General features: G+C 58.4%; 24 protein-coding genes and 2 tRNA genes. 11 read left to right on the top strand and 15 right to left on the bottom strand.

The features are described from left to right. The 8 genes from ppk1 to RMO15_RS04945 all read right to left on the bottom strand — a co-directional run. A partial coding sequence (gene ppk1, locus RMO15_RS04980; RefSeq protein ID WP_309708639.1) for a polyphosphate kinase 1 occupies positions 1–1,706 on the bottom strand: 1,706 nt, incomplete at its 3' end. A 23-nt stretch (positions 1,707–1,729) separates the two neighbouring features. Next, positions 1,730–2,728 (bottom strand): NAD(P)H-dependent glycerol-3-phosphate dehydrogenase, encoded by a 999-nt coding sequence (locus RMO15_RS04975; RefSeq protein WP_309708637.1) that lies wholly within the window; start codon positions 2,726–2,728, stop codon positions 1,730–1,732. A gap of 60 nt (positions 2,729–2,788) precedes the next feature. Continuing rightward, complete coding sequence (gene glgP / locus RMO15_RS04970; protein WP_309708634.1) at positions 2,789–5,281, bottom strand: alpha-glucan family phosphorylase; 2,493 nt, start codon at positions 5,279–5,281, stop codon at positions 2,789–2,791. A 116-nt stretch (positions 5,282–5,397) separates the two neighbouring features. Further along, complete coding sequence (locus tag RMO15_RS04965; protein ID WP_309708632.1) at positions 5,398–6,459, bottom strand: fatty acid desaturase; 1,062 nt, start codon at positions 6,457–6,459, stop codon at positions 5,398–5,400. 100 nt (positions 6,460–6,559) lie between these two features. Further along, positions 6,560–6,631: transfer RNA gene (locus RMO15_RS04960), tRNA-Val, on the bottom strand. Positions 6,632–6,687: 56 nt separating this feature from the next. After that, on the bottom strand, positions 6,688–7,083 hold the full coding sequence (locus RMO15_RS04955) for a YraN family protein (RefSeq protein WP_309708629.1): 396 nt from the start codon (positions 7,081–7,083) through the stop codon (positions 6,688–6,690). Positions 7,084–7,095: 12 nt separating this feature from the next. After that, positions 7,096–7,446, bottom strand: a complete 351-nt coding sequence (locus RMO15_RS04950; protein WP_309708627.1) for a hypothetical protein — start codon at positions 7,444–7,446, stop codon at positions 7,096–7,098. 56 nt (positions 7,447–7,502) lie between these two features. Further along, a complete protein-coding gene (locus RMO15_RS04945) occupies positions 7,503–8,165 on the bottom strand; it encodes a class I SAM-dependent methyltransferase (RefSeq protein ID WP_309708624.1) in 663 nt (220 codons plus the stop codon). Positions 8,166–8,222: 57 nt separating this feature from the next. Between RMO15_RS04945 and RMO15_RS04940 the strand changes: the two genes are divergently transcribed. The 7 genes from RMO15_RS04940 to RMO15_RS04910 all read left to right on the top strand — a co-directional run bounded on the left by RMO15_RS04940 (position 8,223) and on the right by RMO15_RS04910 (position 14,792). Next, a complete protein-coding gene (locus tag RMO15_RS04940) occupies positions 8,223–9,836 on the top strand; it encodes a hypothetical protein (RefSeq protein ID WP_309708622.1) in 1,614 nt (537 codons plus the stop codon). A gap of 96 nt (positions 9,837–9,932) precedes the next feature. After that, positions 9,933–10,097, top strand: a complete 165-nt coding sequence (locus tag RMO15_RS04935; RefSeq protein ID WP_309708619.1) for an MYXO-CTERM sorting domain-containing protein — start codon at positions 9,933–9,935, stop codon at positions 10,095–10,097. A 175-nt stretch (positions 10,098–10,272) separates the two neighbouring features. Continuing rightward, a complete protein-coding gene (locus tag RMO15_RS04930) occupies positions 10,273–10,779 on the top strand; it encodes a PEP-CTERM sorting domain-containing protein (protein ID WP_309708616.1) in 507 nt (168 codons plus the stop codon). Between the two features lie 47 nt (positions 10,780–10,826). Beyond that, positions 10,827–11,501 carry an SUMF1/EgtB/PvdO family nonheme iron enzyme gene (locus tag RMO15_RS04925; RefSeq protein WP_309708614.1) on the top strand — a complete coding sequence of 225 codons (675 nt, stop codon included), beginning with the start codon at positions 10,827–10,829 and terminating at the stop codon, positions 11,499–11,501. 48 nt (positions 11,502–11,549) lie between these two features. Then, positions 11,550–12,020 carry a hypothetical protein gene (locus tag RMO15_RS04920; RefSeq protein WP_309708612.1) on the top strand — a complete coding sequence of 157 codons (471 nt, stop codon included), beginning with the start codon at positions 11,550–11,552 and terminating at the stop codon, positions 12,018–12,020. Continuing rightward, the gene (locus tag RMO15_RS04915; protein ID WP_309708609.1) at positions 12,017–13,522 is read left to right on the top strand and encodes a glycosyltransferase family 39 protein; all 1,506 of its coding nucleotides are present in this window, start codon (positions 12,017–12,019) and stop codon (positions 13,520–13,522) included. The genes RMO15_RS04920 and RMO15_RS04915 overlap by 4 nt, the downstream gene beginning before the upstream one ends. A gap of 55 nt (positions 13,523–13,577) precedes the next feature. Next, positions 13,578–14,792: a hypothetical protein gene (locus RMO15_RS04910; protein ID WP_309708607.1), complete on the top strand. Its 1,215-nt coding sequence runs from the start codon at positions 13,578–13,580 to the stop codon at positions 14,790–14,792. On the opposite strand, the gene RMO15_RS04905 is transcribed toward RMO15_RS04910, so the two are convergent. The 3 genes from RMO15_RS04905 to RMO15_RS04895 are packed head-to-tail and all read right to left on the bottom strand — an operon-like array spanning position 14,789 to position 17,543. Further along, the gene (locus tag RMO15_RS04905; RefSeq protein WP_309708604.1) at positions 14,789–15,532 is read right to left on the bottom strand and encodes a rhamnogalacturonan acetylesterase; all 744 of its coding nucleotides are present in this window, start codon (positions 15,530–15,532) and stop codon (positions 14,789–14,791) included. The genes RMO15_RS04910 and RMO15_RS04905 overlap by 4 nt on opposite strands. Continuing rightward, positions 15,510–16,472 (bottom strand): pectate lyase, encoded by a 963-nt coding sequence (gene pelA, locus RMO15_RS04900; protein ID WP_309708601.1) that lies wholly within the window; start codon positions 16,470–16,472, stop codon positions 15,510–15,512. The genes RMO15_RS04905 and pelA overlap by 23 nt, the downstream gene beginning before the upstream one ends. A gap of 21 nt (positions 16,473–16,493) precedes the next feature. After that, positions 16,494–17,543 carry a LacI family DNA-binding transcriptional regulator gene (locus RMO15_RS04895; protein WP_309708599.1) on the bottom strand — a complete coding sequence of 350 codons (1,050 nt, stop codon included), beginning with the start codon at positions 17,541–17,543 and terminating at the stop codon, positions 16,494–16,496. Between the two features lie 96 nt (positions 17,544–17,639). Here RMO15_RS04895 and RMO15_RS04890 point away from each other — a divergent pair. The 4 genes from RMO15_RS04890 (at position 17,640) to RMO15_RS04875 (ending at position 21,373) form a co-directional block, all read left to right on the top strand. Further along, positions 17,640–17,722 (top strand) — tRNA-Leu (locus tag RMO15_RS04890). A gap of 208 nt (positions 17,723–17,930) precedes the next feature. Next, a complete protein-coding gene (locus tag RMO15_RS04885; protein ID WP_309708596.1) occupies positions 17,931–19,169 on the top strand; it encodes a choice-of-anchor B family protein in 1,239 nt (412 codons plus the stop codon). Positions 19,170–19,178: 9 nt separating this feature from the next. Then, positions 19,179–19,841, top strand: a complete 663-nt coding sequence (locus RMO15_RS04880) for a DUF1559 domain-containing protein (protein ID WP_309708594.1) — start codon at positions 19,179–19,181, stop codon at positions 19,839–19,841. 44 nt (positions 19,842–19,885) lie between these two features. Further along, on the top strand, positions 19,886–21,373 hold the full coding sequence (locus tag RMO15_RS04875) for a hypothetical protein (RefSeq protein WP_309708590.1): 1,488 nt from the start codon (positions 19,886–19,888) through the stop codon (positions 21,371–21,373). On the opposite strand, the gene minE is transcribed toward RMO15_RS04875, so the two are convergent. From minE to RMO15_RS04855, 4 genes are all read right to left on the bottom strand, one after another. Then, positions 21,363–21,620, bottom strand: a complete 258-nt coding sequence (gene minE / locus RMO15_RS04870) for a cell division topological specificity factor MinE (protein ID WP_309708588.1) — start codon at positions 21,618–21,620, stop codon at positions 21,363–21,365. The genes RMO15_RS04875 and minE overlap by 11 nt on opposite strands. Before the next feature lie 11 nt (positions 21,621–21,631). Next, positions 21,632–22,453 carry a septum site-determining protein MinD gene (gene minD / locus RMO15_RS04865; RefSeq protein ID WP_309708585.1) on the bottom strand — a complete coding sequence of 274 codons (822 nt, stop codon included), beginning with the start codon at positions 22,451–22,453 and terminating at the stop codon, positions 21,632–21,634. Between the two features lie 43 nt (positions 22,454–22,496). After that, positions 22,497–23,225: a septum site-determining protein MinC gene (gene minC / locus RMO15_RS04860; protein ID WP_309708582.1), complete on the bottom strand. Its 729-nt coding sequence runs from the start codon at positions 23,223–23,225 to the stop codon at positions 22,497–22,499. 53 nt (positions 23,226–23,278) lie between these two features. After that, on the bottom strand, positions 23,279–23,995 hold a 717-nt coding region (locus RMO15_RS04855; RefSeq protein WP_309708580.1), incomplete at its 5' end, for a DUF6807 family protein.

Here is a 23,995-nt window from a genome sequence, read left to right as displayed (position 1 = left end):
ATCAGCTCGATTTTTACGCCCGCCCGCGAGGCATCGTAGAGTAGGCCAATCATCTCGGGGTCCACTAGCGCGTTCATCTGGAAGATTAGCTTGGCAGGGCGGCCTGCCTTGGCGTGCTCGGTCTCGCGCTGGATGCGGTAGGCGATCTCCTGGCGCAGGTTGATGGGCGCGACAAGAATCTTGCGGAACTTGGTCTGGCGTGAGTAACCTGTGAGGTAGTTAAAGAGATCCGTGACATCGGCACCCAGCTCCTCATCGCAGGTCAGCAAGCCTAGGTCGGTGTAGAAACGGGCCGTGGTGGCGTTGTAGTTGCCCGTCCCAAAGTGCACGTAGCGCTTGATCCCATCGGCCTCTTTTCGCACAATCAGAAGGCACTTGGAGTGGGTCTTGAGCCCGATCAGGCCATAGACCACATGGACACCCGCTTGTTCTAGCTGGCGTGCCCAGGCGATATTGTTCTGCTCATCAAAGCGTGCCTTGAGCTCCACAAGCACGGCAACCTGCGTGTCCACATCCCGAGCGGTGATCAGTGCGGGAATCAGGGGGGAGTTGGCCCCCACACGGTAGAGAGTTTGTTTGATCGCGAGCACATGAGGGTCGCGCGCAGCCGTTTCTACAAGAGCGAGAACCGGTGCGAAGGAGTCGTAGGGGTGGTGTAGGAGCACATCGCCTGCTTGTATCGCGCTGAAGATATTCTCCCCGTTGCTCAGGGCGGCGGGAAGCCGGGGAACGTAGGACTTGTCCTTGATCTCGGGCCTGTCTACTTTCATCAGCTCCATCAGCGAGGAGTAACCCAGCTCACCGCCGAGACCGTCTCCGGTGGCGACAAGGTTGCGAGAGTCCATCTGCAGCCCCTCAATCAGCAGGTTGCGGATGTGCTCCGGCATTGCCTCGGTGACCTCTAGGCGGGTGACAAAGCCAAAGTGGCGCTTGCTGATGTCCTCCTCGATGGCCCGTAGCAAGTCCTCGGTCTCGTCCTCTTGGATCTCAATATCGGCATCACGGGTCACGCGGAACGGGTAGACCGCTACGGCTTCGAGGCCAGGGAAGAGTGTCCCAACGTGATGGGCGATGACTTCCTCAATCCAGACAAAGCGTGTGGTCTCTCCCCCCGCTTCCGTGCTCATGAGGCGTGGGAAGCTTGCGGGGATCTTCATCCGAGCGAAGCGCTGGCCACGCTGTGGGTCATTGACCACGATTGCCAGGTTGAGCGAGAGGTTCGAGATATGCGGAAACGGGTGGCCATGATCTACGGCGAGTGGTGTCAGCGTCGGGAAAACTTCATCGTCGAAGAAGCGCTTGAGGGTTTTTTTCTCTTCGGTACTTAAAGACTCATAGCCGACCACTTCAATCCGATTGCGCTTTAGCAGGCGGCGCAGCTCTTTCCAGCAGTCTTGAGCTTGGGCAGAGAGTTTTGCCACCTCCAACCCGATCTGATCCAGTGCCTCAGTCGGGGCAAGGCCATCGGCGGCGACATCGGCGACATGGGCCTTTCGCTGTGCTTGAAGACCGGAGACGCGGATCATGAAGAACTCATCCAGGTTGTTGCCAAAGATCGAGAGGAACTTCACGCGCTCTAAGAGGGGGTTTGTTGTGTCCCAGGCTTCTTCGAGGACACGGGAATTAAAGGCGAGCCAAGAGAGCTCACGGTTGATGTAGGGCATGCGCTCCGGCGCAAGCGGCAGGGATTCAGCATGGACAGACATAGACTTTTAGTTTACCGTGTTCCTTATTCCGTTTTGGCAGTGCGGTTTTCAGTGAGGCGGGCGACACCCTCCCGAGGCGTGAGGCTTCCTTCAAGTAGCTCGGCGACGGTGCTACAGACGGGGAGAAAGAGACCGTGCTTGGTGGCGAGTCTGGCGACGGCGCGTGCCGTGGGGACGCCTTCCGCGACTTGGCCTAGCTCCGCGAGAATATCTGGGAGATCCTTGCCCTGACCCAGGCCGTGGCCCACGCGCCAGTTCCGGGAGAGCTTGGAGGCCGCCGTGGCAATAAGATCCCCGACACCGGCGAGGCCATAGAAAGTCTCTTGCTTGCCGCCTAGTGCCACACCCAGTCGTGCCATCTCTGCCAGGCCACGGGCCATGAGCGCGGCCTTGGTATTGTCGCCGTAGCCCAAGCCATCCGAGATGCCGCCTGCAATGGCGAGGACATTCTTGACCGCTCCGCCCACTTCGACACCGATTAGATCATCGCTGACATACGTCCTAAAGGTCGCTCGGTTGAAGCGCTCCGCCACGCGCCTCGCCGCCATGCCGTCCCCACTGGCCGCCACAGCAGCGGCAGGAATCCCGGCGGCAACCTCGCGTGCGAGATTGGGCCCAGAGAGCGCGACCACAGAATGACCGGGGGCAAGACGCGCAGTCACATCCGAGGGAAGCTCTAGTGTCTCGGGGTCAATGCCCTTGGCGGCCAGCACAATATCGGCGCCGTTTGCGAGTTGTGCTCGGCTTAAAACTTCATCCACTGCGGCGGAGGGCACCGCCACCACCACACAGCTCGCCCCCGCAAGCGCTGCGTCCAGATCCGCCGTCGGGTGGAGATTTTCAGGAAAAAGATGTCCGGGCAGGTAGCGCTGGTTCTCCCGCTCCGCAAGCAGAGCCGCGATCTGTGTGTCCGTACGATCCCAGAGCCGAACCACGCCACCATCTTGTGCCAGCAAGAGAGCCAGCGCCGTTCCCCAGGAACCGGCTCCTAAAACCGCGATCTCAGAATGCTCAAAACTCACTCAAAGAGTTTACCGTATCTGCCCTCCTCCCAGGATTGCGAGGAGGGCAGGGGGAGGAGGCTACTCCCAGACGATCAGCGGGAGCTCTTGGGGAAGAATAGCCTCGGGGTGGTAGGGTAGCACCCGCACCGAGAAGCCTTGCTGACCGGAGTGCTCCGTGGGCAGGTGGCCCGTGTAGATCCATGCACCGCCGTCTTTGCCCTCGCAGGTGAGAGGGATACCTGCCGCGTGGAGGAAGTTGCGATCCGTGTCCACAGGGCCGGTGTAGAGCTGGACTTGCACATCACCCGGCAGGAGCGTCTCGCCTAGCCAGAGCGCGGCACGCACCGTGGCTTGCTGGCCCGCTTCCAGGTGATCCGAGTCGGTGGTGACAGAGTCTAGGCGTACTTGAGGCCACTCGTGTCGCACTTTCTCTTTCCAGACAACCAGCTCGCGAGTAAGGGCGAAGTTGTTCTCAGCGAGCTTGGCAGCGCGCTTGGCGGCAGGCAAGTAGTAGGTCGTGGCATACTCGGTGACCATACGGCGCGTGTCGTAGACCGGCCCGAGCTTGTGCATGGACTGCTTCATCTTGGCGACCCAGCCGCGTGGGATACCGAACTCATCGCGGGCATAGAACAAAGGCGCGATCTCGTCCTCAAGCAAGTGGTAGATCGCCTGCGCCTCGACATGGTCCTGGTAGGCCAGATCGGCATAGTCCTCGCCCTGCCCAATTGCCCAGCCGACAGCGGAGCCGTTGTCGGCGTAGGCCTCGGCCCACCAGCCGTCCAAGATAGAGCAGTTCAGGCCACCGTTCATCACCACTTTCATGCCACTGGTGCCGGATGCCTCATAGGGGCGGCGCGGGTTGTTGAGCCAGACATCCACGCCCTGTACCAGCCGTCGTGCCATCGCCATGTCGTAGTCCTCTAGGAAGACAACGCGCCCCCGAACTTGCGGATCGTGGGAGAACTGCACAATGCGGCGGATCAGCTCCTTGCCCCCATCATCGCGAGGGTGCGCCTTGCCCGCGAAGACAAACTGCACGGGACGGTCGGCATGGGCGATAAGACGCTTGACCCGCTCGACCTCGCGCAGCAGCAGATCGCCGCGCTTGTAGGTGGCAAAGCGCCGTGCGAAACCAATGGTCAGAACATCGGGGTCGAGAATATTATCGGCCTCGTCCACTTCACGATCCGAGGCTTTCCGCAGCTCAGCTCGCTTGCGCTGGTAGGTGCGAGCCCACTTGACCAGGATCTCACGGCGCTCCTGCTTGATGTTCCAGAGTGCCTCATCCGGGAGCTCGAGCGGGTTGTTGTCGTGTGCTTCCAGAAGCTCGGCCATCTGGCGGGAGAGAAAGCTTGGGGTATGGATGCCGTTGGTGACACTGCCGATAGGCACTTCGTCGAGGGGGAACTCCTGCCAGACGGGGTGGGCCATCTCACGGGAGACATGCCCATGGAGCTTGCTGACCCCATTGATGTAGCGGGCGTGCCGGAAGGCAAGCACCGCCATGTTGAACTTGCCCGGTTCCATCTGGGGCGCACGGCCTCGGTCGAGAAGCTCCTCAAACGAGATCCCCAGTTTGGGAGCAAACTCGCCGAAGTACTTCCAGACCAGCTCGCCGGGGAAGATATCAAAGCCCGCTGGGACGGGCGTATGGGTGGTGAAGAGATGGGCGGCGGCGGTGGCATTGGTCGCTTCGGAGAAGCTCAGGTCGGTCTTGTCGCGGAGCTGGCGTGCCCGCTCCAGAGACAGAAACGCGGAGTGCCCCTCGTTCATGTGGCAGACCGTCGGCGTGATGCCGAGATCGGCGAGGGCCTGGACACCGCCCACACCTAAAACGAGCTCTTGCTGAATGCGCGTCTCCTGATCGCCGCCGTAGAGGTTGCCCGCAATGTGCCGATCCGCGTCGGCGTTCTCAGGAAGATTCGTGTCCAGAAGATAGAGCGGGATGCGCCCCACTTGCGCTTTCCAGATCGCGGCATGGACAATGCGACCGGGGAACTGCACGGCGATTTTTTTCTCGGTAGGCTCGATGGGGAGTGTGTAGAAATCGTTAGAGGGGTAGCGCTCGACCTGCCAGCCATCGGCGTTCAGGCTCTGGCGGAAGTAGCCGTTCTGGTAGAGAAACCCAATGGCGACCAGCGGTAGGTTGATATCCGAGGCGGCTTTCAGATGATCGCCTGCCAGTACGCCCAGACCGCCTGAGTAAATCGGCAGGCTCTCGGTGAGTCCAAACTCAGCGGAGAAATAGGCGACGGTTCCCAGTCCCGCCCAGCGCGGGTCGGCGGGAGCATTTTTGTAGGCGCTGAAATCCGCCCAGACAGCATCGAGTTTTTCTAAAAACTCGGGACTCTGGGAAAGCGCGTCGTAGGTTGCTTGAGGCACCATCCCTAGGAGCTTGGCGGGGTTGTGCTCACACTCTTTCCAGAGTGGCTCGCCCCCGAGAGTGACGAAGAGGGCGCGGGTATCGGGGTGCCAGGCCCAGCGCAGGTTGTAGGCCAGCTCCCGAAGCGGCGCGAGGCGCTCAGGGAGGCGGGGAGTGACAGTGTAAGTATGAAGAGTTCGGGGCACAAAAAAATCCTTTCGGTGTGTCTGGTATTTAGTATCGGACACATCGTCGGGCCGACCTTAGTATACCCAAGAACAAAAAAGAAAAAGCCGCCTGGAGCTATCCGGCGGCTTTTTGACTATGCGTTTTTGCGGCGGTAGTACTCAAGAAAGCTGATGAGCTTCTCGTTTTTCTCGTCCCAGAGGTGCATGTTGAGCGACTTGATGCTCTCCAGAACCGTCAAGGGTTTCACGTTCTGCATCGCCGGAACCTCGTCGTAGCATCGCTGGAGGTTGTAGTTGGGGATTCTGGGGCGCAGGTGGTGGATATGGTGCAGGCCGATATTGCCCGTGAACCACTGCATGAGCTTAGGGAGCTTGTAGTACGAGCTGCCCTGAAGCGCGGCCTCAATCGGGCTCCACTCGTCGTGCGGCTTCCAGTAGGTGCCCTCGAACTGGTGCTGGACATAGAACATCCAGACGCCGAGCGTGGCAGCCGTGAGCATCACCGGAAGCTGGACAGAGAGGTAGTTCGTAAAGCCGCCCATCGCAACGCTCATGATGGTCGCCACAACGGCCAGCCCAATATTGGTGTAGAGCGTACTGATTTTCTCGCGGGCGCTCGTTCCCCGGTGCGGGAAGCGGTTGCCGATGAGGAACATAAAACCGGGGCCAAAGGTGAACATGAAGATCGGAATGCGGTAGGCCTGGTAAAGAAATCGGTTGAACGGCGTCGCGGCCTTGAACTCTTCGACTGTCATTGTCCACACATCGCCCACACCGCGTCGGTCTTGATCGCCTGCGGTGGCGTGGTGACGTGCGTGGGGCCGTCGCCAGTCCTCAAACGAGGTGAAGACGAGAATCCCACAGAGATAGCCAAAGAACTTATTGGCCTTCGCTGATGCAAAGAACGACTCGTGGCCACAGTCATGGAAGAAGATAAAGACGCGGATGAGTAGGCAGCCGGCAAGAATGGCTGTTGGGAACACGCCGCCCCAGTAGCTCACTCCGTGCCTCAGCATCCAGGTCATCGCAAGCCAGAGACCCGCATAGGGAACCAGAGTGTTGAGGAGCTGGCGAACCGCACGTGGAGTGCTTGGCTTCTCATAGTCGGCGAGCTTACGGTACCAGTCTGGCTGGGGCTGACGACGTGTGGAGGAGGTTGGGGACGAGGATGGCTGGGTGGGGGGGGGAGCTGACAAATTCTTTTCAACCTATCTTTATTGCAAACTGTCCCCTAGTATGCCAGAAAAAAGCAAAAGTGCCATGGGACTTTAGTCTCATGGCACTTCGTACGAAAGGTGGACGGTACAGGGATCGAACCTGTGACCTTCTCCGTGTCAGGGAGACGCGCTACCGCTGCGCCAACCGTCCGTGCGGGATGTAGTCTATCGTGCGAACGTGGGTTCGTCAAGTCTAATTTACTGAGATTAGTCTCCTGCGAGAAAGGCACCACGGGTGTAGTGAACGGCGAGCACCTGGTCTTGCTCCCCCAAAAAGACGCTAACAATGTCAAAACGTAGGCCGATATCTTCGTCGAGCAGACTATGACGGGCAGCATAGGTCTGGGCAAGCTGAGCAAGCTGGCGCCGCTTGGCGGCAGTGATATTTTCTGCGGGAGCGACCTGTCCGGGACGGCCACGGCGGGTCTTGACCTCAATAAATACCAGAGTCTCGCCGTCCCAGGCGATAATATCCAGCTCGCCTTTAAGGCCCGACTTAGGGCCAAACTGGACATTTTTATCAATCAGCCGTAGCCCGCGCCACTCTAAGTGGGCAATTGCAGCCTCTTCTCCCAGAGTTCCTATGGCGCGGGTACTGCTCATCCTAGGCCGATTTTAGCCCATGTTGTAGTAAAAGCGCTCGTAGACAATCTTGCCGTCCTGCCACTCCTGAACCGCGACTTGCTCAATATGGTAGGTGACGCCATCTACGCCGATCCAGTCCATCGTGCTCTCGTAGAAGCCGCTGGTCTCGCTCGTTCCCTTTCGTAGCACTTCGAAGCTCTTGAACTCCTTGATGGAACCGACAAACTTCTCCTCGCGCACGAGATTGGCGGCGAGGCCCTCGGTGCGCCCGTACATCGGCTCTTCCATCACGACACCATCTCCATAGAACTCATTCATGGCATCCATGATGCGGCCTTGGGCGATATAGCCAAGCAGGTCATCTAAACGAACATTTGACATAGTTTTAAATCCTCGCTATCAAAGACAAGAATCTCGAAAAATAGTTCCAGTTGTTATTAATTTTTTCGACAGAGGGTCAGACCATCGCCAATGGGAATCATCGAGACCTGCACGCGTGGGTCGGCGTGGATCTTGGCATTGAGGGCACGCAGAGCCACCGTGTCTGCATCTTGCACTTCGTCGTCAATGACTTTCCCGCTCCAGAGCGTGTTGTCAATGCCGATTAAGCCGCCGGGTTTGAGTAGCTTGAGGCCGCGCTCATAGTAGTGGTCATAGTTATTTTTATCAGCATCAATGAAGAGAAAGTCAAACGTCCCTGCTTGGCCATCGGCAAGAAGCGCATCGAGAGTCTCGGTAGCGGGGGCGATCCGCAGGTCAATTTTATCGGCGACTCCTGCCTGTGCCCAGAAGGGCTTGCCGATCTTGGTGTAGTCGTCGGAGACATCGCAGCAGATCACCTTGCCATCCTCGGGCAGCGCTTGCGCCGTCACCAGCGCGGAGTAGCCGGTAAACGTGCCTACTTCGAGGCACTTCTTCGCGCCTGAAATCTTAATCAGCAGGTCCATAAACTCGCCCTGCTCGACACTGATCTGCATCCCGGAGTTGGGGAGGGCATTGGTGGCCTCGCGCAAGGCTAGGCGCACGGAGTCGGGGCGCGTCCCGACGGCGAGAAGATAGCTGTGTAGCGCTTCGGGGAGCGAAAAAGAGGTTCTTGACATAACGCTTTCTTTCTTTTTCTCAGAGGTTTTCTCCTGCGCCTCGCCGAATGTGGCTCTATGTTTTCTCTCGAAGCCGCGCAGAAAGCGCTCTTTGCCCAGTGTGATTCCTACGTGGCGCTCCAGAAGCCTGATGGCGCGATCCACCGCGCCGACTGGGGTCTCGACGACCCCGGAGCCACGTGCTCATTAGTCGCCTTGTGCCTCTACACAGGCCATCATTTAGAGGCCGTTTCTCGCGCCTTAGACTATCTGGAAGCCTACCAGCGGCCCAGCGGCCTCACCGATCTGCGCGACTGCAACTTCGATTCCAGTCCTGATGCGGGCTTCATCCTGCAGGCGATGTGTCCTGCGATTTCCTCACCCAACCCTCTCCCATTATTGGGAGGGGGTGGCGAGGAACGAGCCGGGGGAGGGGGACGAAGCCGCACGGAGGCCTTCTTGCGTCGCATGGTGGCGGGGACACTGACGGGTGGCTTTCACACGCCCAACCACCGCTGGGTGATGAGCGCAGGGCTGGCGCTGGCAGAAAAGTGCTTACCCGACCTCTCAGAGCAAATCCACCCTGTGATTCAGAGCTATCTTGCGGAGGGCTTTGACCTCAACGCCGACAGCGCCTGGATCGAGCGGAGCGCCGGGGTCTACGATGCGATCTGCGCTAAGTCACTGCTGATCCTGGCGGAGTGTGGCTACGAGACCGAGGCATGTTTAGAGGCGGTGCGGCGCAATCTCACGCTCAATCTGCATCTTTTTCATGCGGATGGGACGATCGAGACGGGACTCTCAAGGCGGCAGGATCAAGGGACGCGCACGGTGCCCTCGTCGCTGATTATTCCTTTGCTCTGGGCGGGGAAGGTCTTAGATGAGCCGCGCTTTTTGCAGGCGGCAGCGTTTCTGCAAGAGCGAGTGCCAACCGATGGCTACTCACTGATGGAGTTTCTACGAAGATTCGGCGAGCCCGGCGCAATCAAGCCTAAGCTCCCAGAGAGCTATGCGCTGCACTATCCTGTCTTGCAAGCCCATCGGATTCGGCGTGGGGAGCTGAGCGTGACAGTGTTTGGTGGCACGACGCGGCTACTACATCTGGTTCGTGGTCAGGCGGAGCTCGTGAGCGTCAAGATCAGTCAAGCCTACTTCGGAGTCGGTCGCTTTGTGGGCGATAGCAATCGTGAAGAAAAAGGGGCAGTGGTACTCCGCTCAGAAGGCAAACTGAGCCCATATCGTCCAGGCGATGAGCTGCCGCTGGGCCGCCCCGTGCCGCCAGAAAACTACCAAGCCATGCGTGCGGAGCGCGCACTTCGCCGTGTCGCGGACTGCACCAGTGAGCTGGAGGTAAAAGCGCTTGAGGACGGCAGTGGAGTTTCCCTGCGCTACGTCACGCTCGATGGCCTCGATCGCGTCCCGGCGCAGCTTGCTTTAGATTTTGCTGTCGGTGGCGTGTGGGAGACCGACGATACGGCCTTTCAGCCGCAGGCTGGTCAGGTGATCTTCTTGAAAAGCGGCGTGGGGAGGATGCACTATGGCCGCGATGTGATTGAGATCTCACCGGGGGTGAGTGCGCACCAGATGTGGGCCATGCGCGACTCTGAGCCTGCAGCGGGGCTGGTGCGGGTGCTATTGACATTTCTTACCCCTGTGGATTACTTCATTATCCTTAAAACTACCAGTTTATAGGTTTTAACGGATAATCTGGTGGAACCAATTTAGAGCTGGCCTGAAAGATGCTTGGTCTGGTTTCTGATCGTATCTAACGATTGGAGAATGACTAAGATGAACACCCGTATCGTTTTTATGGCCCTCGCTATTGGCCTAATCATGGCGGTTCCTGCTTATGCCGACCCACCACAACACAGTCCGCACTGTGTCCCTGAGCCTGCGACCCTGAGCCTTGCACTTTTAGGTTTGCTCCCACTGGCTCGTCGCCGTAAGAACTAACCGCTACTTTAGAATACGTGCCACACGGTATGCTAGCTATAGCTTCCGTGTGGCACTGTTTTTTTGCCAGGATTTAGCAATTTTTACATTTTTTAGTGATTTACGCACGCTTTGGCATGGAACTCGCTAATGTCTTTTCTCAGAACACATCACCTGATTCTGGAGAATGACTCAAATGAACATCCGAACTCTTTTCTTTGCCCTGACCCTTGGCCTCGTTGCTACTGTCCCCGCCTTCGCTCAAAATGTTACCAATTTGGGAGCAGGGATTCAGCAGAATGATGGCTCTTATCTTTGGGAATACCGGGTGGCCAGCGGGAAGAAGCCTGCGCTGAGTCACTGGGTTCTTGATATTTGCAAGGATGTCTTCGATAGCATCGTGCCACACTCCTTCGTGGGAACGAATAACTACTCTTGGGTAAGCCCCGACCCTCGAACGGGCGCGACGGGCCTCAAGTTCGATGATGGCTATGACGATGACGAGGCACGTACCGTCAGCTTCCGCGTCGACACGGACTTTGGTGCTAGTCTTGGCACTGCAACCTTTAAGTCGGGTACCCAGGTGTCCTCCCAGACAACGGTCACTCCTCACTGCCCTCCCACTAACGCGGTTCCTGAGCCTGCAACCCTGAGCCTGGCGCTGCTTGGTCTACTACCGCTGGCCCGCCGCCGCAAGAACTAAAACCTGCGTGACGGAACTTTCCACCGCATCGTATCTGTAGAGAGTCTATGAAAGCCTCTTTGCGAATAGGTGCGGTGTTGTTGTTTCTAGTGGGCTGCACGCGCACCCCCGCACCCCTCCCACCGACGCCTGAGGGAATGGTGCTGATCCCCGCCGGAGCTGCACTCGTGGGTAGCGATGACCCTGACACAGACGAAGAACGTCAGCCCCGGCACTCTGTCATGCTTCCTGGCTTTTTTATAGACCGGACTGAAGTTACCAACGCCGAGTTTGCGCGTTTTCGGCCCGCCCATACATTCGATCTCAGTCAGGCCAAGCTCCCCGCAACGGGCATCACCTACGACGAAGCCGAAGCCTATGCAAAGTGGGCAGGCAAGCGCCTCCCCACCGAGGACGAGTGGGAGAAAGCCGCCCGTGGTACCGATGGTCGTGTCTTTCCGTGGGGCAACACGTGGGATAAGACCAAGGTCGCGCCTAGGGCTCCCAAGCCCACTCAGAAGCTCGCCTGCGGGAAGCCGTCACGCGTTCGAATTGTCGGGTCGGTGCCTGCGGGGACAAGCCCCTACGGCTGCCAGGACATGGCGGGAAATGCCTGGGAGTGGGTGCAGGGCTATGCCAATGGCAACAGAGAACAGCGCATTATTAAAGGCGGCGCGGTGGGCTACAGTGAGCGTGGCTGCCGCACCTACGAGCGGGGAATCGAGGGAGCAAAAGCGACTTGAGACGACACCGGATTTCGCTGCGCGAGATCATTGTAGTACAATAGGGGCATGTTCAAGCTCCGTTTTGCCCTTATGGCTGCCCTGTGCGCCTGTACTGTCCCGTTTGTTCTTGCCCAAGACGAAAAACCCAAGCAAGAGCCCGCCAAGCCACAGGCAAGTGTGGCTTCTAAGACCGCCAAGTTTGGCAGTGTGAAGGCGAGCGATAGCCCCGTGACCAAGGCGCTAAAGGCGTCCGACCTGGCGGGAGCGAAGAAGCTAGTCGGTAAAGAGGGCGCGTTCGAGGGCACGGTGGTGAAGGTGTTCTCCCCTAAGACCAATGGCCTGGTAATTCTGAACTTCGACAAAAACTACAAAAATGCCCTGACAGCCGTTCTCCGTGTGAAAAACTACGCGGACTTCCCCGATATGCAAGCTCTAAAAGGCAAGCGCGTGCTGATCTCGGGTAAGTTTGAGGACTACAAAGGCAGTACGGAGATCCAGCTCACCAAGCCTGATCAAGTCAAGCTCATCGCCGAATGACGAGTACTGCCCGCTCTGCGCTATTTTTGATTGGCGCTCTAACGCTCTTTCGCTTGTTTTACGGTACACAGCTTGGCCTCGCCTGGGATGAAGCGTATTATTGGCAGTGGAGCCGCCATTTAGATCTCTCCTACTACGACCAGGGACCGGGGATTGCGTACTGTATCAAGCTCGGGACGCTGATTGCGGGCCACACGCACCTAGGAATTCGCCTGGTGCCGATTGTCTTTGCAGCGCTCGGCTCGTGGCTGACTTTCTTAACGGCGCGGCGCTGGCTGGGAGAGAGTGTGGCATGGTGGATGCTGCTCCTGATGAGCCTTGCGCCACTCTACGCCGCCGGGAGCCTGCTGGCCACCTATGATAGCCCGCTGGTTCTCTGCTGGACAGTCGCGCTCTGGCTGCTCACCAAGACGTTGCAAGAGAACAAGCCTGTTCTTTGGTACGCGGTCGGTGTCGTTGTCGGGCTTGGAGTCGCCTCAAAGCTGACCATGCTCACGTTCGCGCCGGGCGTTCTATTGCTCCTCGCCCTCGTGCCGGGCTATCGCAAGTGGTTCAAGACGCCGCATCCCTATCTGGCGTTTGGAATCGCGGTGCTGGGCTTGTTGCCCTACTGGCTCTGGGACAAGCAGCATGAGCAGATGTTCTCCTTGCACATCAAGACCCTCTCGCAGCGCCACACCGATGCCGCCTTTGGCCGCTGGTTCGGGGATTTTCTGGCGGGCCAGGCACTCTTTATCGGCCCACTTGCCTGGTGTCTGACACTCTGGGCGCTGGTTAAGAGCAAGCAGCTCATCCGCGATGATGCCCCCCGTGCCTTCGCACTCGCTTTTACGCTCCCGCTGCTGGCAATCTGTGTCTACACGTCGCTGCGGTCAAAACTGGAGATCAACTGGCCAACGACCATGCATCTCACAAGCCTCTTGCCCGTCGCCGTGCTCTTTGACCGGCTCTGGCGTGACGGCAAACGTTCCCTCCCCCTAGCGAGCATCGTGCTGAATCTTTTTCTGATCACGCTCGCCTTCTTCCCTGGCTTGCCTGGCGTGCTGGGCCTGACCCTTCCCGCCGCGCCCTTCATCAAGCTCAACGAGACCTACGGCTGGCCTGAGCTGATGACTAAAACGGCGGCGGCAGGCGAGAAGCTCAAGGCCGAGGGCAGGGAAGTGGCCTACGGTAGTGTGACCTACCGGGTCAACTCCGCGATGGCGTTCTACCTGCCCGGTCAGCCTCAGACCAATGGCCTCTACTTCAATGTGCGCTGGGACAACTACCGGCTCTGGACGGATGAGAAAGCCCTGATCGGCAAGAGTATCGTCCTGGTTAACGATGTGGAAGACGAAAAAGGCAGCCTCGAAATTGCCAAGAAGTACTTTGCCTCTGTCGAGCCGCTCCCCCCGATTCTCCTCACCCGCCCTGGCTACGATAAGCCTGTCAAGCGCTGGTATATCACCCTGTGTCGAGACTTCAAGGGCTACGATCCTAAGAAACACCAGGACGGGTACTAAGATATGAGAGGGAATGATGCAACTTTTTGGCGTTTCGCGGTACTAATTCCTAACGATGCCAGAAAAACCTTCTCTTTTAACGAAAATCTACGCCGTTATGTGCGGCGAAATAAGCGCAGATACTCTTGAAGCCTATCGTCGTGCCAGTCTTTCTGTTTTTGAGCTGCTTGATCAGCTAGAACAGGAGCGTTTGACCGGGCGAGCGGATGGGGAAACGCCATGGACACTTGTGCCCTCACAGCAGGCGGTTGGGGCGTGTACCTGGAATGCCTTTGTCTTGCAGACACTGGGCAATGCTTTCTTAGACGCCGACTACCAGACCCACCCGAGCACGGTCGGCTTTGTTCCACCCATCACGGCGGATCAGGTCATGCGCTTCTACGAGCCGGTGGAGCCGTGGCTGCGGCGGGCGCGGCAGGCGCGGGTGAACCCTGCCTTTGTGCTGGATGTCGCCATTCCCGCACCGCTTCCCGCTTGGAGTGAGGTCGAACCTTGCCCGAACACGCACCTGAAGGGAATGATCCACGCCATGCGGGCGATTCGAGATCATGCCCAGGCAGCGATGGCATTTTTAGAGACGAGCGCCCCGACGGGGCCTGAGCAAGAGCGGCAGCTTGCCATGATTCGCCAGCACTTCGCCGCTGCAACCACGCAGGCTCGCTACGCCGACGATATGCATGGCATCAACCCAAGCCAGGACGTTCACGAGCGGGTTGAGGAGCATGTTAAAGCTGCCATCGAGCAGTTCTATCTGGTTGGCCAGCTTGTTGCCTTACCCGAGCGTGCCACGCAGGTTCCGACAGTCTTGCCCGTCACCGTATCGCCTCCGCCCTGTGCTCTGCCAAATCAGATGGGCTTTGATCCCTGGGCTCTCACCGATCCGCTGAGCCGGGAGAAGTTCAAGCGAGACACTGAGGCACGCGAGGCGATCCGTCTTCTCTGGCTGCATGATCCGGCCCCCGAGAAGACCTTGGCAATCCAAGCAGAGCTTGAGGCTGCCTACACGCGTGGCGATATCAGCTTCGCCAAGAAGCCCAATGGCAAGCGGATGGGGCACTTCTTCTGCACCCCGTGGGCTCCGATTTATCTCGTACACCGCCCCGTGACCTTGGGAGGCGTGGCGCTCGTCCCACTCCAGACCTTTGTCTTTGATGTGAGCATCGAGGGGATGAACCGAGGCGTGCCGTTTCGACGGCAGCTCAAGGTCGCTAACTTTGTTCCTACTTCTGAGCTAGAGTATGGTGACCCCAACGAAGAACCTGATCACTAGGGGAGGAGCTTGAGCTTCTTGAGGCCCTCAGCGACAATCTGCGCGTTGAGGGCGGCACCTTCGGGGCTGGTGTGGGTGTGGTCGCCAAAGAAGAGGGGCACGACTTTTTCTTCGCCGAGCTGCTCGTAGCGATCCGCGATGAGCGTATTGATATCCAGAAAGTGGACTTTCTCTTGCTGAGCCGCTTCTTTGGCCCACTTGCCGTAATCACCCGAGGCGCGCCCGACTTTACCGTCTTTCCAGATATTGCGCGGAATCGGGGAGCAGACCACCACAACCGTGCCTTTGGCCTTGGCCTCGGTGATGTACTTTCTTAAGTACCAGCCGTAGCTATGCACCGTCTCTTCTTTTCCCGTGGCCTCAACAACGCCCGTCGCGGTCTCTTCGCCGTTGCCCTTGATCGAGGCGCGGGGGCGGGTTCCTTTGAACGTATCACCACCGTCGTTGTGCCCGAACTGCATGGCCACGATATCGCCTTTTTTCAGCTCTTTTGCCATGGCATCCCAGAGGCCCTCGGTCAGAAACGTACGGCTACTGCGGCCACCGAGGGCTTTGTTGCTGACTTTGAGCTTGGTGGCATCAAAAAGAGCAGGCAGAGCCGTTCCCCAGCCCTGCTGCCCCTTGGTGTTGTTCTTTACTGTCGAGTCCCCGATCAGCCAGAGGGTTGGAGGGTCGTCCGAGGGAGGGAGGAGCAGGGCTCCTGAGGACAGTAAGAGCTCACGACGGCTTAGGTTTAACATGATTTTTCCAGGCAGGGTAGTCGTCTTTGAGAAGCTGGTTTCCCCGGTTGGTATACCAGGAGTAGCCGGTGCGGCGCTCTTTCTCGATCTCCGCCATGCTGTTTTTCTTGATGCCATCGCGTCCGCAGAAAAAAGGCTTGCCGGTCTCTAGGTCGTAGAAGCGTGCCCAGAGTGGGGGAGCTGCCGGGTCTGGCACGACAAACGCATCTCCGTTTTTCTTCTCGATACGAATCCCTGTGAGCTGATTGACCTTGAGCCAGGCAACGCCACCCTCTATCGCCTCCGTAAGCTGCGGTGTGGGTTTATCGCCCATCAGAAAGCGCAGGATATGCACCGACTCGCTCCCCGAGAGGCTGGGAAGCTCGTAGGCGCGGGCCTTAGCGGGCGCAAACGTCACTTCGTCGTGCTGGGCGCACCAGGCGGTTTTTTTGCCCTTAATCACCACTTGGCACTTGAGGATGCAGGCAATGCCTTTGGTGACGGCAGCGGCGCATTTCTGCCGTCGTCCGGCATCCACAAAAGTGTAGACAGGCTTGTTTTGTGCCACATCGCGCAGAACGGTCAGTGCCCGTGTCATGGCATCATCATTAAACGTGATATGGGTGTAGTAGCCTTTTTTGAGGGGCCAGAACTGTGGCCAGCCCCCATTGGGATACTGTGCGCCGAGAAGATAGTCAATGGCCTTGAGCGCTGCGGCCTGAAACTCAGGCGTGCCGACGCGTGCGAGAAACTCAATCTGCGTGGTCGTGGCCCCGTTGTCGATCGTCGTCTCTTTAGGAGGCGTCTTGGGGGGCTTGAGCATGTCCAGGTTCTTCTCCCAGCCGCCATTGACATGCTGATAAAGTAGGACATTCTGCGCGATCTTTTGCGCCTCGGCGGTCTTGTACCAGCCCGCAGGCTGATCTAAGATGGTCTTCCAGGTAACGGCTTGACGAAACATCTCGTTTTCCTCTCTATGTCGTTACAGACGCGCAACACTTTCCCGCTCGACGAGAAGGCTTTCAATCACTAGGCGCTTCGGAGTGGCATCGCCTCCGCGAAGTCGCTCTAGGAGCTGCGTAACGACCGCCTCCGCGATTCTATCCGTGGGCTGTGTCAGTGTGGTGAGGGGAACAGGGCAGTACGCGGCGATGGGCTGGTTGTCGTGGCCGATCAGGCTGAGATCCTCGGGCAGGCGCACCCCCGCACGGCTCAGCTCAGTCATCAAGGCCATGGCCATGTAGTCATTGACGATGGAGAGCGCTGTGGGGCGATCACTGAGCGCCAGAAACTGTTTGGCCAGCTCAGCACCGCCGCGCTCATACGTGCTGGTGTGAAAGAGCCACTCAGGCCGAAACGGGATGTCGTACTCCGCAAGCGCTCTCTGAAAGCCGCGGAGCCGGTGAGCCTGAGGGTCTGTGGGGCTGAGTGGCTCACGCAGGTGCGACATTCCCAGCCCCAGCTTACGATGGCCTGCCTCCAGTAAGTACATTGCAGCGCGGTAGGCATTCTCCTCACGGTCAAAGATAATCTGGTCCCACTCGTAGGGAACCTCAATGTCGTAGCTAATCACGATCCCACCGCGTGCCTGATAGCCATCTAGCTCCTGTAAGATAGCGCTCGGCAGGCGCTGCACCGCGCAGACAATGGCACGGGGCCGCTGTCGGCAGAGACTGCGGACTTGGGCTGCCTGCCGCTCGCTGTTTTCTTTCGAGGTACTGTGCGAGTGCCAGGTGTAGAGGGGCACTTCAAAGCCGTGTGCACTGAGCTCTTGCTGGATGAGCAGGATCTTCTCGGTGGCAAGCCCCACGTCGAGCACACCGCTGAGAATCTGTACCGTGGCGGTCTCCGTGCCCCGTGCCAGCCGCTGTGCCAGCACATTGGGCTCGTAGCCTAGCTCTTTCGCGACCTGACTGACCCGCTTGCGCGTCTCCGCCGAGATCGTCCCTTTTCCCGAGAGCGCCAGCGAGACCGTGGACTTGTGCATTCCCAGCGCCCCCGCAACATCCTTGAGTGTGGTTGGTTTCCTCATCGTTTCCTAACTATCACCACATTACCATAGAATAAACCGGTTTTCTCGTTTTGTGTTGGCATCTTTTTCGAGAACGTCGTAAAATATCTCGCACCAGCCTGGGTGGCGAAATGGTAGACGCAGCAGACTTAAAATCTGCGGTCCGTAAGGGCGTGCGGGTTCGAATCCCGCCTCGGGCACTGGGAAGACGTGTGAGAGATAATAAGAGATCACTTGAAGATGAAGGGGTGTTTTATGTTGTTTCTCACGCGTTTTTGTTTTACTGTATTCTGTCTCGCAATTCTTATGTTGCGAACAGCATCAGCTTGTGACTGCTCGACGGGGAGCTGCTTGGGATGCAGCTGCGGCTGTGGGGGCTTTAGTAGCGGCGGCAGTGGTGGCGCTGCTATGGGATCGAGTTTCCAGTCCAGCAACATGCAGATGCACTCCCGCATCTCGATAGACACGCTTGCGGGCAAGACCGGCGAGGTAGGGAGCGCGATCTGGGGCTGGGTAGACCCTGCCACCAGCCGTGAGTACGCTCTCTACGGCATCAGCAATGGCACCGCGTTTGTGGACGTCACAGCGCCTGCTGCGCCCGTCTATCTGGGGCTAATGCCCACCAACACGGGGAGTAGCCCCTGGCGTGAGCTTCAGACCTACAACAACCATCTCTACGTGGTCTCGGATGGCAACGGAGCCCACGGGATGCAGATCTTCGATCTCACCCGCCTGCGTGGCGCAACAACGGCGCAGAGCTGGACTCCTAACACCACCTACAATGGGGTGACCAATACCCACACGATCACGATCAATGAGATGACAGGCCATGCCTATCTCAATGGCTCCAGTGCACAGCAGCAGGTGGTCAATCTTGCCAGTCCACTGAGCCCGACCTCTGTTCTGAACTACACAGGGCTGGGGTATGTCCACGATAGTACCAGCGTCGTCTACCATGGGCCAGACGTAGCGCACATGGGCAAGGAGATCGTGCTCAATAGTAGCGGTGGCAGTGGGCTAGAGGTTGTCAACTTCACCAATCATAGTGCTCCGGTTCGCCTCTCCACGGGAAACTATCCCAATCTTGGCTACACGCACCAGGGGCAGCTCACTGAGGATCATCGCTTCTTTATTGTCAATGATGAGTTTGATGAGTGGGCGCTTAGCACGGGAGTGCAGAACACACGAACCCATATCTGGGATCTGGCAGATCTTGACAATCCAGCCTACTTAGGTTACTACGAGCACCCGAGTATCGCCATTGACCACAATCTCTTCATAAAAGGCAGCTTGCTCTTTGAGTCCAACTACACCGTCGGGCTAAGAGTTTTTGATCTCTCGGCGCTCTGGACAACCAATCTGGCGACACTGCCACTGCGCGGGGATGGCACCCGAAACCTTCAGGCTATACTCACGCCTTTTGCGTTTTTTGATACCTACAACCAGGATGATCTCGCTCCCGAAAAAAGCTTCAATGGGCAGTGGGGCAACTATCCGTTTCTGCCCAGCGGGACGATTCTGGCGGGAGATCGCAACAATGGCCTCTTTGTTCTCTCGCTGAGTAGCGCACCGGAGCCTTCGTCTCTGCTGCTTCTGGTGCTGGGAAGCCTTGGTGGAGGTATGGCGTTTTACCGGCGGCGGCGGTAGCATAGGCCCGTGCAACGGGCCTTTACACTCATCGAACTTCTCGTCGTGATCGCGATTATCGCGATTCTGGCCGCGATCTTGTTTCCCGTCTTTGCCCAGGCACGCGAGAAAGCCCGTCAGACGACTTGCGTCTCGAACCTGCACCAGCTTGGGCTAGGCTTTGCGATGTACGCCCAGGACTACGACGAGCGCCTGCCCGACCGGCGGGACTTGAAAAACACTCTGGGCTACAAGCCATGGGGAGCTGCCTGGCCGACCAGTGATCCCCGTGGGGGCTGGGTGGTCTCCGTCCTTGATCCCTACCTGAAAAACCGTGAGATTCTGAGCTGTCCCAGTGTCGCAGGGAAGATGGCGGGCGTGGTGCAGGTGGAGCAGAGTGGCGCTCGCTACTGGCTCTGGCGCTTTGATCGCCCCGACAACCCCGTTCCGCTGGATAACTTCTGGGGCAAGACACCCGAGCAGGCCGTGGACGAGCTGCGCCAGGCGAACAACCCACAGGCCGGGCTTCCCGAGAGTGTTGCCGATGCGGAGCTGGCTGTAGATCCCTACTTCCCGAAGACGATTGCCACCATCCCCGCAGCACTCAAAGGCCGCGCGGTTCACATGGGCGGACGCAACCGCCTCTTTTTAGACGGTCATGCCAAGTGGCTCCGAGATGCCCGGACGGACTAGCTCTCTCTGATTTTCTGTGTTCAACCTGCCGAAAATACCAGGTAATGGATGCCGAATTATCGCCTCAGACACCGCGCTCGCTCTCGACGGATACCGTACTGGCTCTGCTGGTTGGCTTTGTGGTGCTGGTTGCCTTTAATATTCACCGCTTCCTCTACGGCGAGACCCCGGTTTTCCCCACCGACGATGCCTATATCACGCTGCACAATGCGGTGGTGCTGGTCTCCGGAAAGCCCGATCCCAATTTTGTGGGCACTGCCGCCCTCTGTGGCTCGACGAGTCTTTTCCATGTGGCCCTAACGGCGCTCTTTTGCCTCGCTCTGCCGCCGCTGACGGCGCTGAATCTGACGCTCTGGCTGGGGATATTACTCTATGGACTTGGCTTGCTCCGCCTCGCACGGGTGCACGGCGCGGCTCCCTGGCAAGCCGTTCTGCTCACGCTGGCGGGCCTCTTTGCCGCGCAGACCCCGTTTCAGATGCTCAATGGGCTGGAGACAGGGTTGACACTAGCGGGCGTTACTTGGACGCTCGTCTTCGCCTCCCAAGAGAAACCCACGCGTGCTCTTGCCGTGCTCTGTGGAGTCCTGCCGTTTCTGCGCCCCGAGCTGATCGTGCTCTCGGTGCTGCTACTGGTGAGGGAGCGTAAGCTGGCCTCTTTGGGCTGGGCCTTGCTGGCGACTGCGCCGTTTCTACTGCTCCTCTGGGCCAATACGGGCTCGGTGATTCCACAGACCATCGCCGCCAAGCGAGCGTACTTTGCCGAGTCGGGCCTGCCGCTAGGGGAGAAGCTGGCGATCGCAGGGCGGCACCTAGGGACGTTTGCAGCGTTGCTGGGCACTTGTGTGGTATTTCTTCCCGCTCTTGTGCGCACGAGCCTCGGGCGTATTGGGCTACTCTTCGCCGCGACACTGATTGCGGCTTATGTGCAGAGCTTGCCGATGGCTCTCTTGCAGTACTACCACCGCTATCTCTATGTCCTACTTCCCTTCCTCTGGCTGGGCTGCGCATCACTGTGGAAGCTGAAAAAATCTCTGGGGCAGGCAGGAAGCATCGGGGCGGCGCTGGTGCTCGCACAGGGGCTTTTCACTTTTCCCACCCACTGGGGCACCTACGAGGGCTGGCACCAGGAAGTGTCAATCGAGCTGGATGGCCTCACAAAGTTCTGCGACACCATTCCCGACGAAGAGGGGCCACTCCTGCTCCACGATGCGGGCTACATGGGCTTTGCGGGGCACAAAAAGCTGGTGGACATGGTGGGCCTCAAGACCCCGGCGGCTATCTTATTGAACCAGCGCTTTACGGAGCCTAGTATGGGCAAGAAGCGCTTAGATGCGGTTGAGGCACTCGTAAGAGAGAAACACTGTGGCTTCTTGGTGGTGCTTCAGGGCTGGGAGGAGTTCCACCGAATCGGAGCAGGGCTCCAGGCACGTGGCTGGACGGTCGTACCCGTTCGGGCCTTCGCTCCGGACTACGCTGTCCCGGAACGAAATCGCTATCAAGTCTACCGACTGACGAGCCCTTCTAGCCCTTAATGCGCCGGATGGGGATATTGGCGACCAGCGCCACTTCACTATCCGCACGCTCCAGATCCACTTTGAGATCGTTGTCATTGATCTCGATGTACTTGGCAATGACCGCGATAATCTCCATCCGCATCTTTTCCATGATATGTGGGGGAATATCAGCACGGTCGTGCATCAAAATATTTTTGAGACGATCCTTGGCGACGGACTTGGAGCTGTCTTCATGTCTGCCGAAAATTCGGTCTAGCAGTGTCATCCTGGGCCTCGTTATTTACCGCCAAAAAGCTTGCGGATACGATCGAAGAAGCCGCTGTTGGCCTCTTTTTCCTCCATGATGTTCATGAAAGGAACCTCTTCGCCACGGAGTCGCCGGGCAATATTACGGTACGCTTGACCAGCCTGCGAGTCGGGGGTCATGGATGCGGGCTCGCCCCGGTTGGTGGAGGTGATAATGCTCTCATCATCTGGCACCACTCCGATCAGCTTGACCGATGTCCCCAGAACTTCTTGTACATCCGAGACATCGAGCATCTCTTGCTCACGCACCATCTTGGGACGGATGCGGTTCACGATTAGCATGGAATCGTGCAGGCCCTGCGCTTCCAAGAGCCCGATAATGCGGTCAGCATCCCGGACACTTGACATCTCGGGGTTGGTGACCACGATCGCCTCGGTCGCTCCTGCCGTCGCGTTCTTGAAGCCTTGCTCAATTCCCGCGGGGCAGTCAATCAGGATCATGGTGTAACCCAGATCTTTAATGTCCTGGATCACCTGCCGCATCTGATCTTCACTCACGGCAGACTTATCACGGGTCTGTGCGGCGGGCAAGAACGCCAGATTGGACTTGCGCTTGTCTTTCACCAGTGCCTTGCGAGCATCGGCGCGGCCCTCCACCACATCGACGATGTCGTAGACAATTCTATTTTCGAGCCCTAAAGCTAAGTCCAAGTTACGCAAGCCGATATCGGCATCTACCAGCGCAACGGTTTCTCCAAGCTCCGCAAGGGCCATCCCAAGATTGGCTGTCGTGGTTGTCTTGCCCACGCCGCCTTTTCCTGAGGTAATCACGATTACTCGCGCATCTGCCATCCTAATAACACTCTCTTTACTTTCTTAACACAATTCCTGGCCATTATAACGGGAAAACGTGAATCTCGCCGTTCTCAATTCTCGCTACCTCCGCGGAGCGCTTTTCGGTGCGCAGCCCCTCTTCATGGGGAGCCGCCGCGATCTTGCCCGCAATGCGCAGCTGCGGCGCTCGTAGCTCGCTGGCCACGATCTTAGCGCTCTCATCGCCCTGGCACCCGGCGTGAGGCCGTCCCCGTAGCTTCCCGACGACAATAATATCGCCTGTGGCCACCACCTCGGCATCCGCGCTCACATCGCCGCATATCACCAGGTTGCCGCTGTGCTCGATGCGTTGACCAGAGCGTACACTGCGAAAGAGATATAGGGCATTGTTGAGCTCGCTGCTGGGCGGAGCTGGACGCGCCATCTGTGGCGCTGGCTGCTCACTGGCCTCTCGGTCTGCCGTTGCTTTCTGGATCGTGGGCAGAACTTCGTAGGTCTTGAGTACTAGCTTCTCACATGCCGCTTGTGTCTGAGGATCGGGCGCGACAGCGGCCAGAGGAATCAGGCCCCAGAACTCCCGGAGCCAGCTACAGAGCTCCTCAACAGCCTCTAAACTCAGCTCGCGGTTGCCAAAATCCAGCGTGACTTGTGCGCCCCGCCAGAATGTCCGCGCATCTTTTGCCTCATTAAGGCGTGCCTCCAGCGACGAGCGCACGCCATCCCAGTTATCCGCTTCAGGTAGCACGATGAGCAAACCGTTGCGCCACCCTTTAATTTCCAGTTCCTGCATTAGTCCCTATCTTAGCATAAAATCCCCGCTCCCCGCGCTTATGAGAACGAGGCCTATTTTTTGGGGGCAGGCTGCTCGGCGGGCTTGCGAGTACTGGCGGCAAGGGGCTCTTTCTTTCCCGCATAGCCATTCCAGAGCGCCTGGATCGCCTCGGGGCTGGGAAGCTCGCCTTTGTAGACCACAAACCGCGCCTGAATCTTCAGCGTCTCGTCTTTCTTGATCGCGGTTTTATAGAATGCCCCGAACCGCCCGTAGTTGCGGTACGCCGACCACGCCGTGCCACCCGGGTTGCTCGGGTGCGAGAGCATGACAACGCTGTATTTCTGGCCCTCCGCGGTGTAGGTCATCCCCACCCACGGATAGTCGCGGTCCTTGTGCGCATTGGCCTCGGCTTTCGGGTAGAGATAGACCGTGTTGGCCCGATCGGTCGCATCCGTGGGCCGAAAGTGCAGCCCCGCGTGCTCCGGGTCACCGTCAAAGACCGTGTCGCCGCCCACGGCCTTCAGCTCCGACGTGAAATCTACGCGAGCGAATGCTCCAGGAGGGGCAGGTGAGAAGCGCATCGTCCGTGCTTCCTCAATCAGCGTCTCGTCGCGTTTTGTGCCAGTCCAGACGATCTTTGGGGCCGTGATCAGGACGCCCAATCCGGCTGAGTTCGCTATTGTAATTCCGTTGGCCTCTTTTACGACCTGCTCGCCACCGGTCATGTGCCAGCGATCGTAGGTTTTGCCGTTGACAGTGAGCTTGTTCCAGCCGATAAAAATCCCGCG

This window comes from Armatimonas sp. (assembly GCF_031410135.1).
Taxonomy (GTDB): Bacteria; Armatimonadota; Armatimonadia; order Armatimonadales; family Armatimonadaceae; genus Armatimonas.
The sequence above is the reverse complement of the archived record's forward strand: the minus strand, read 5'-3'. Positions and strand labels throughout refer to the sequence as shown.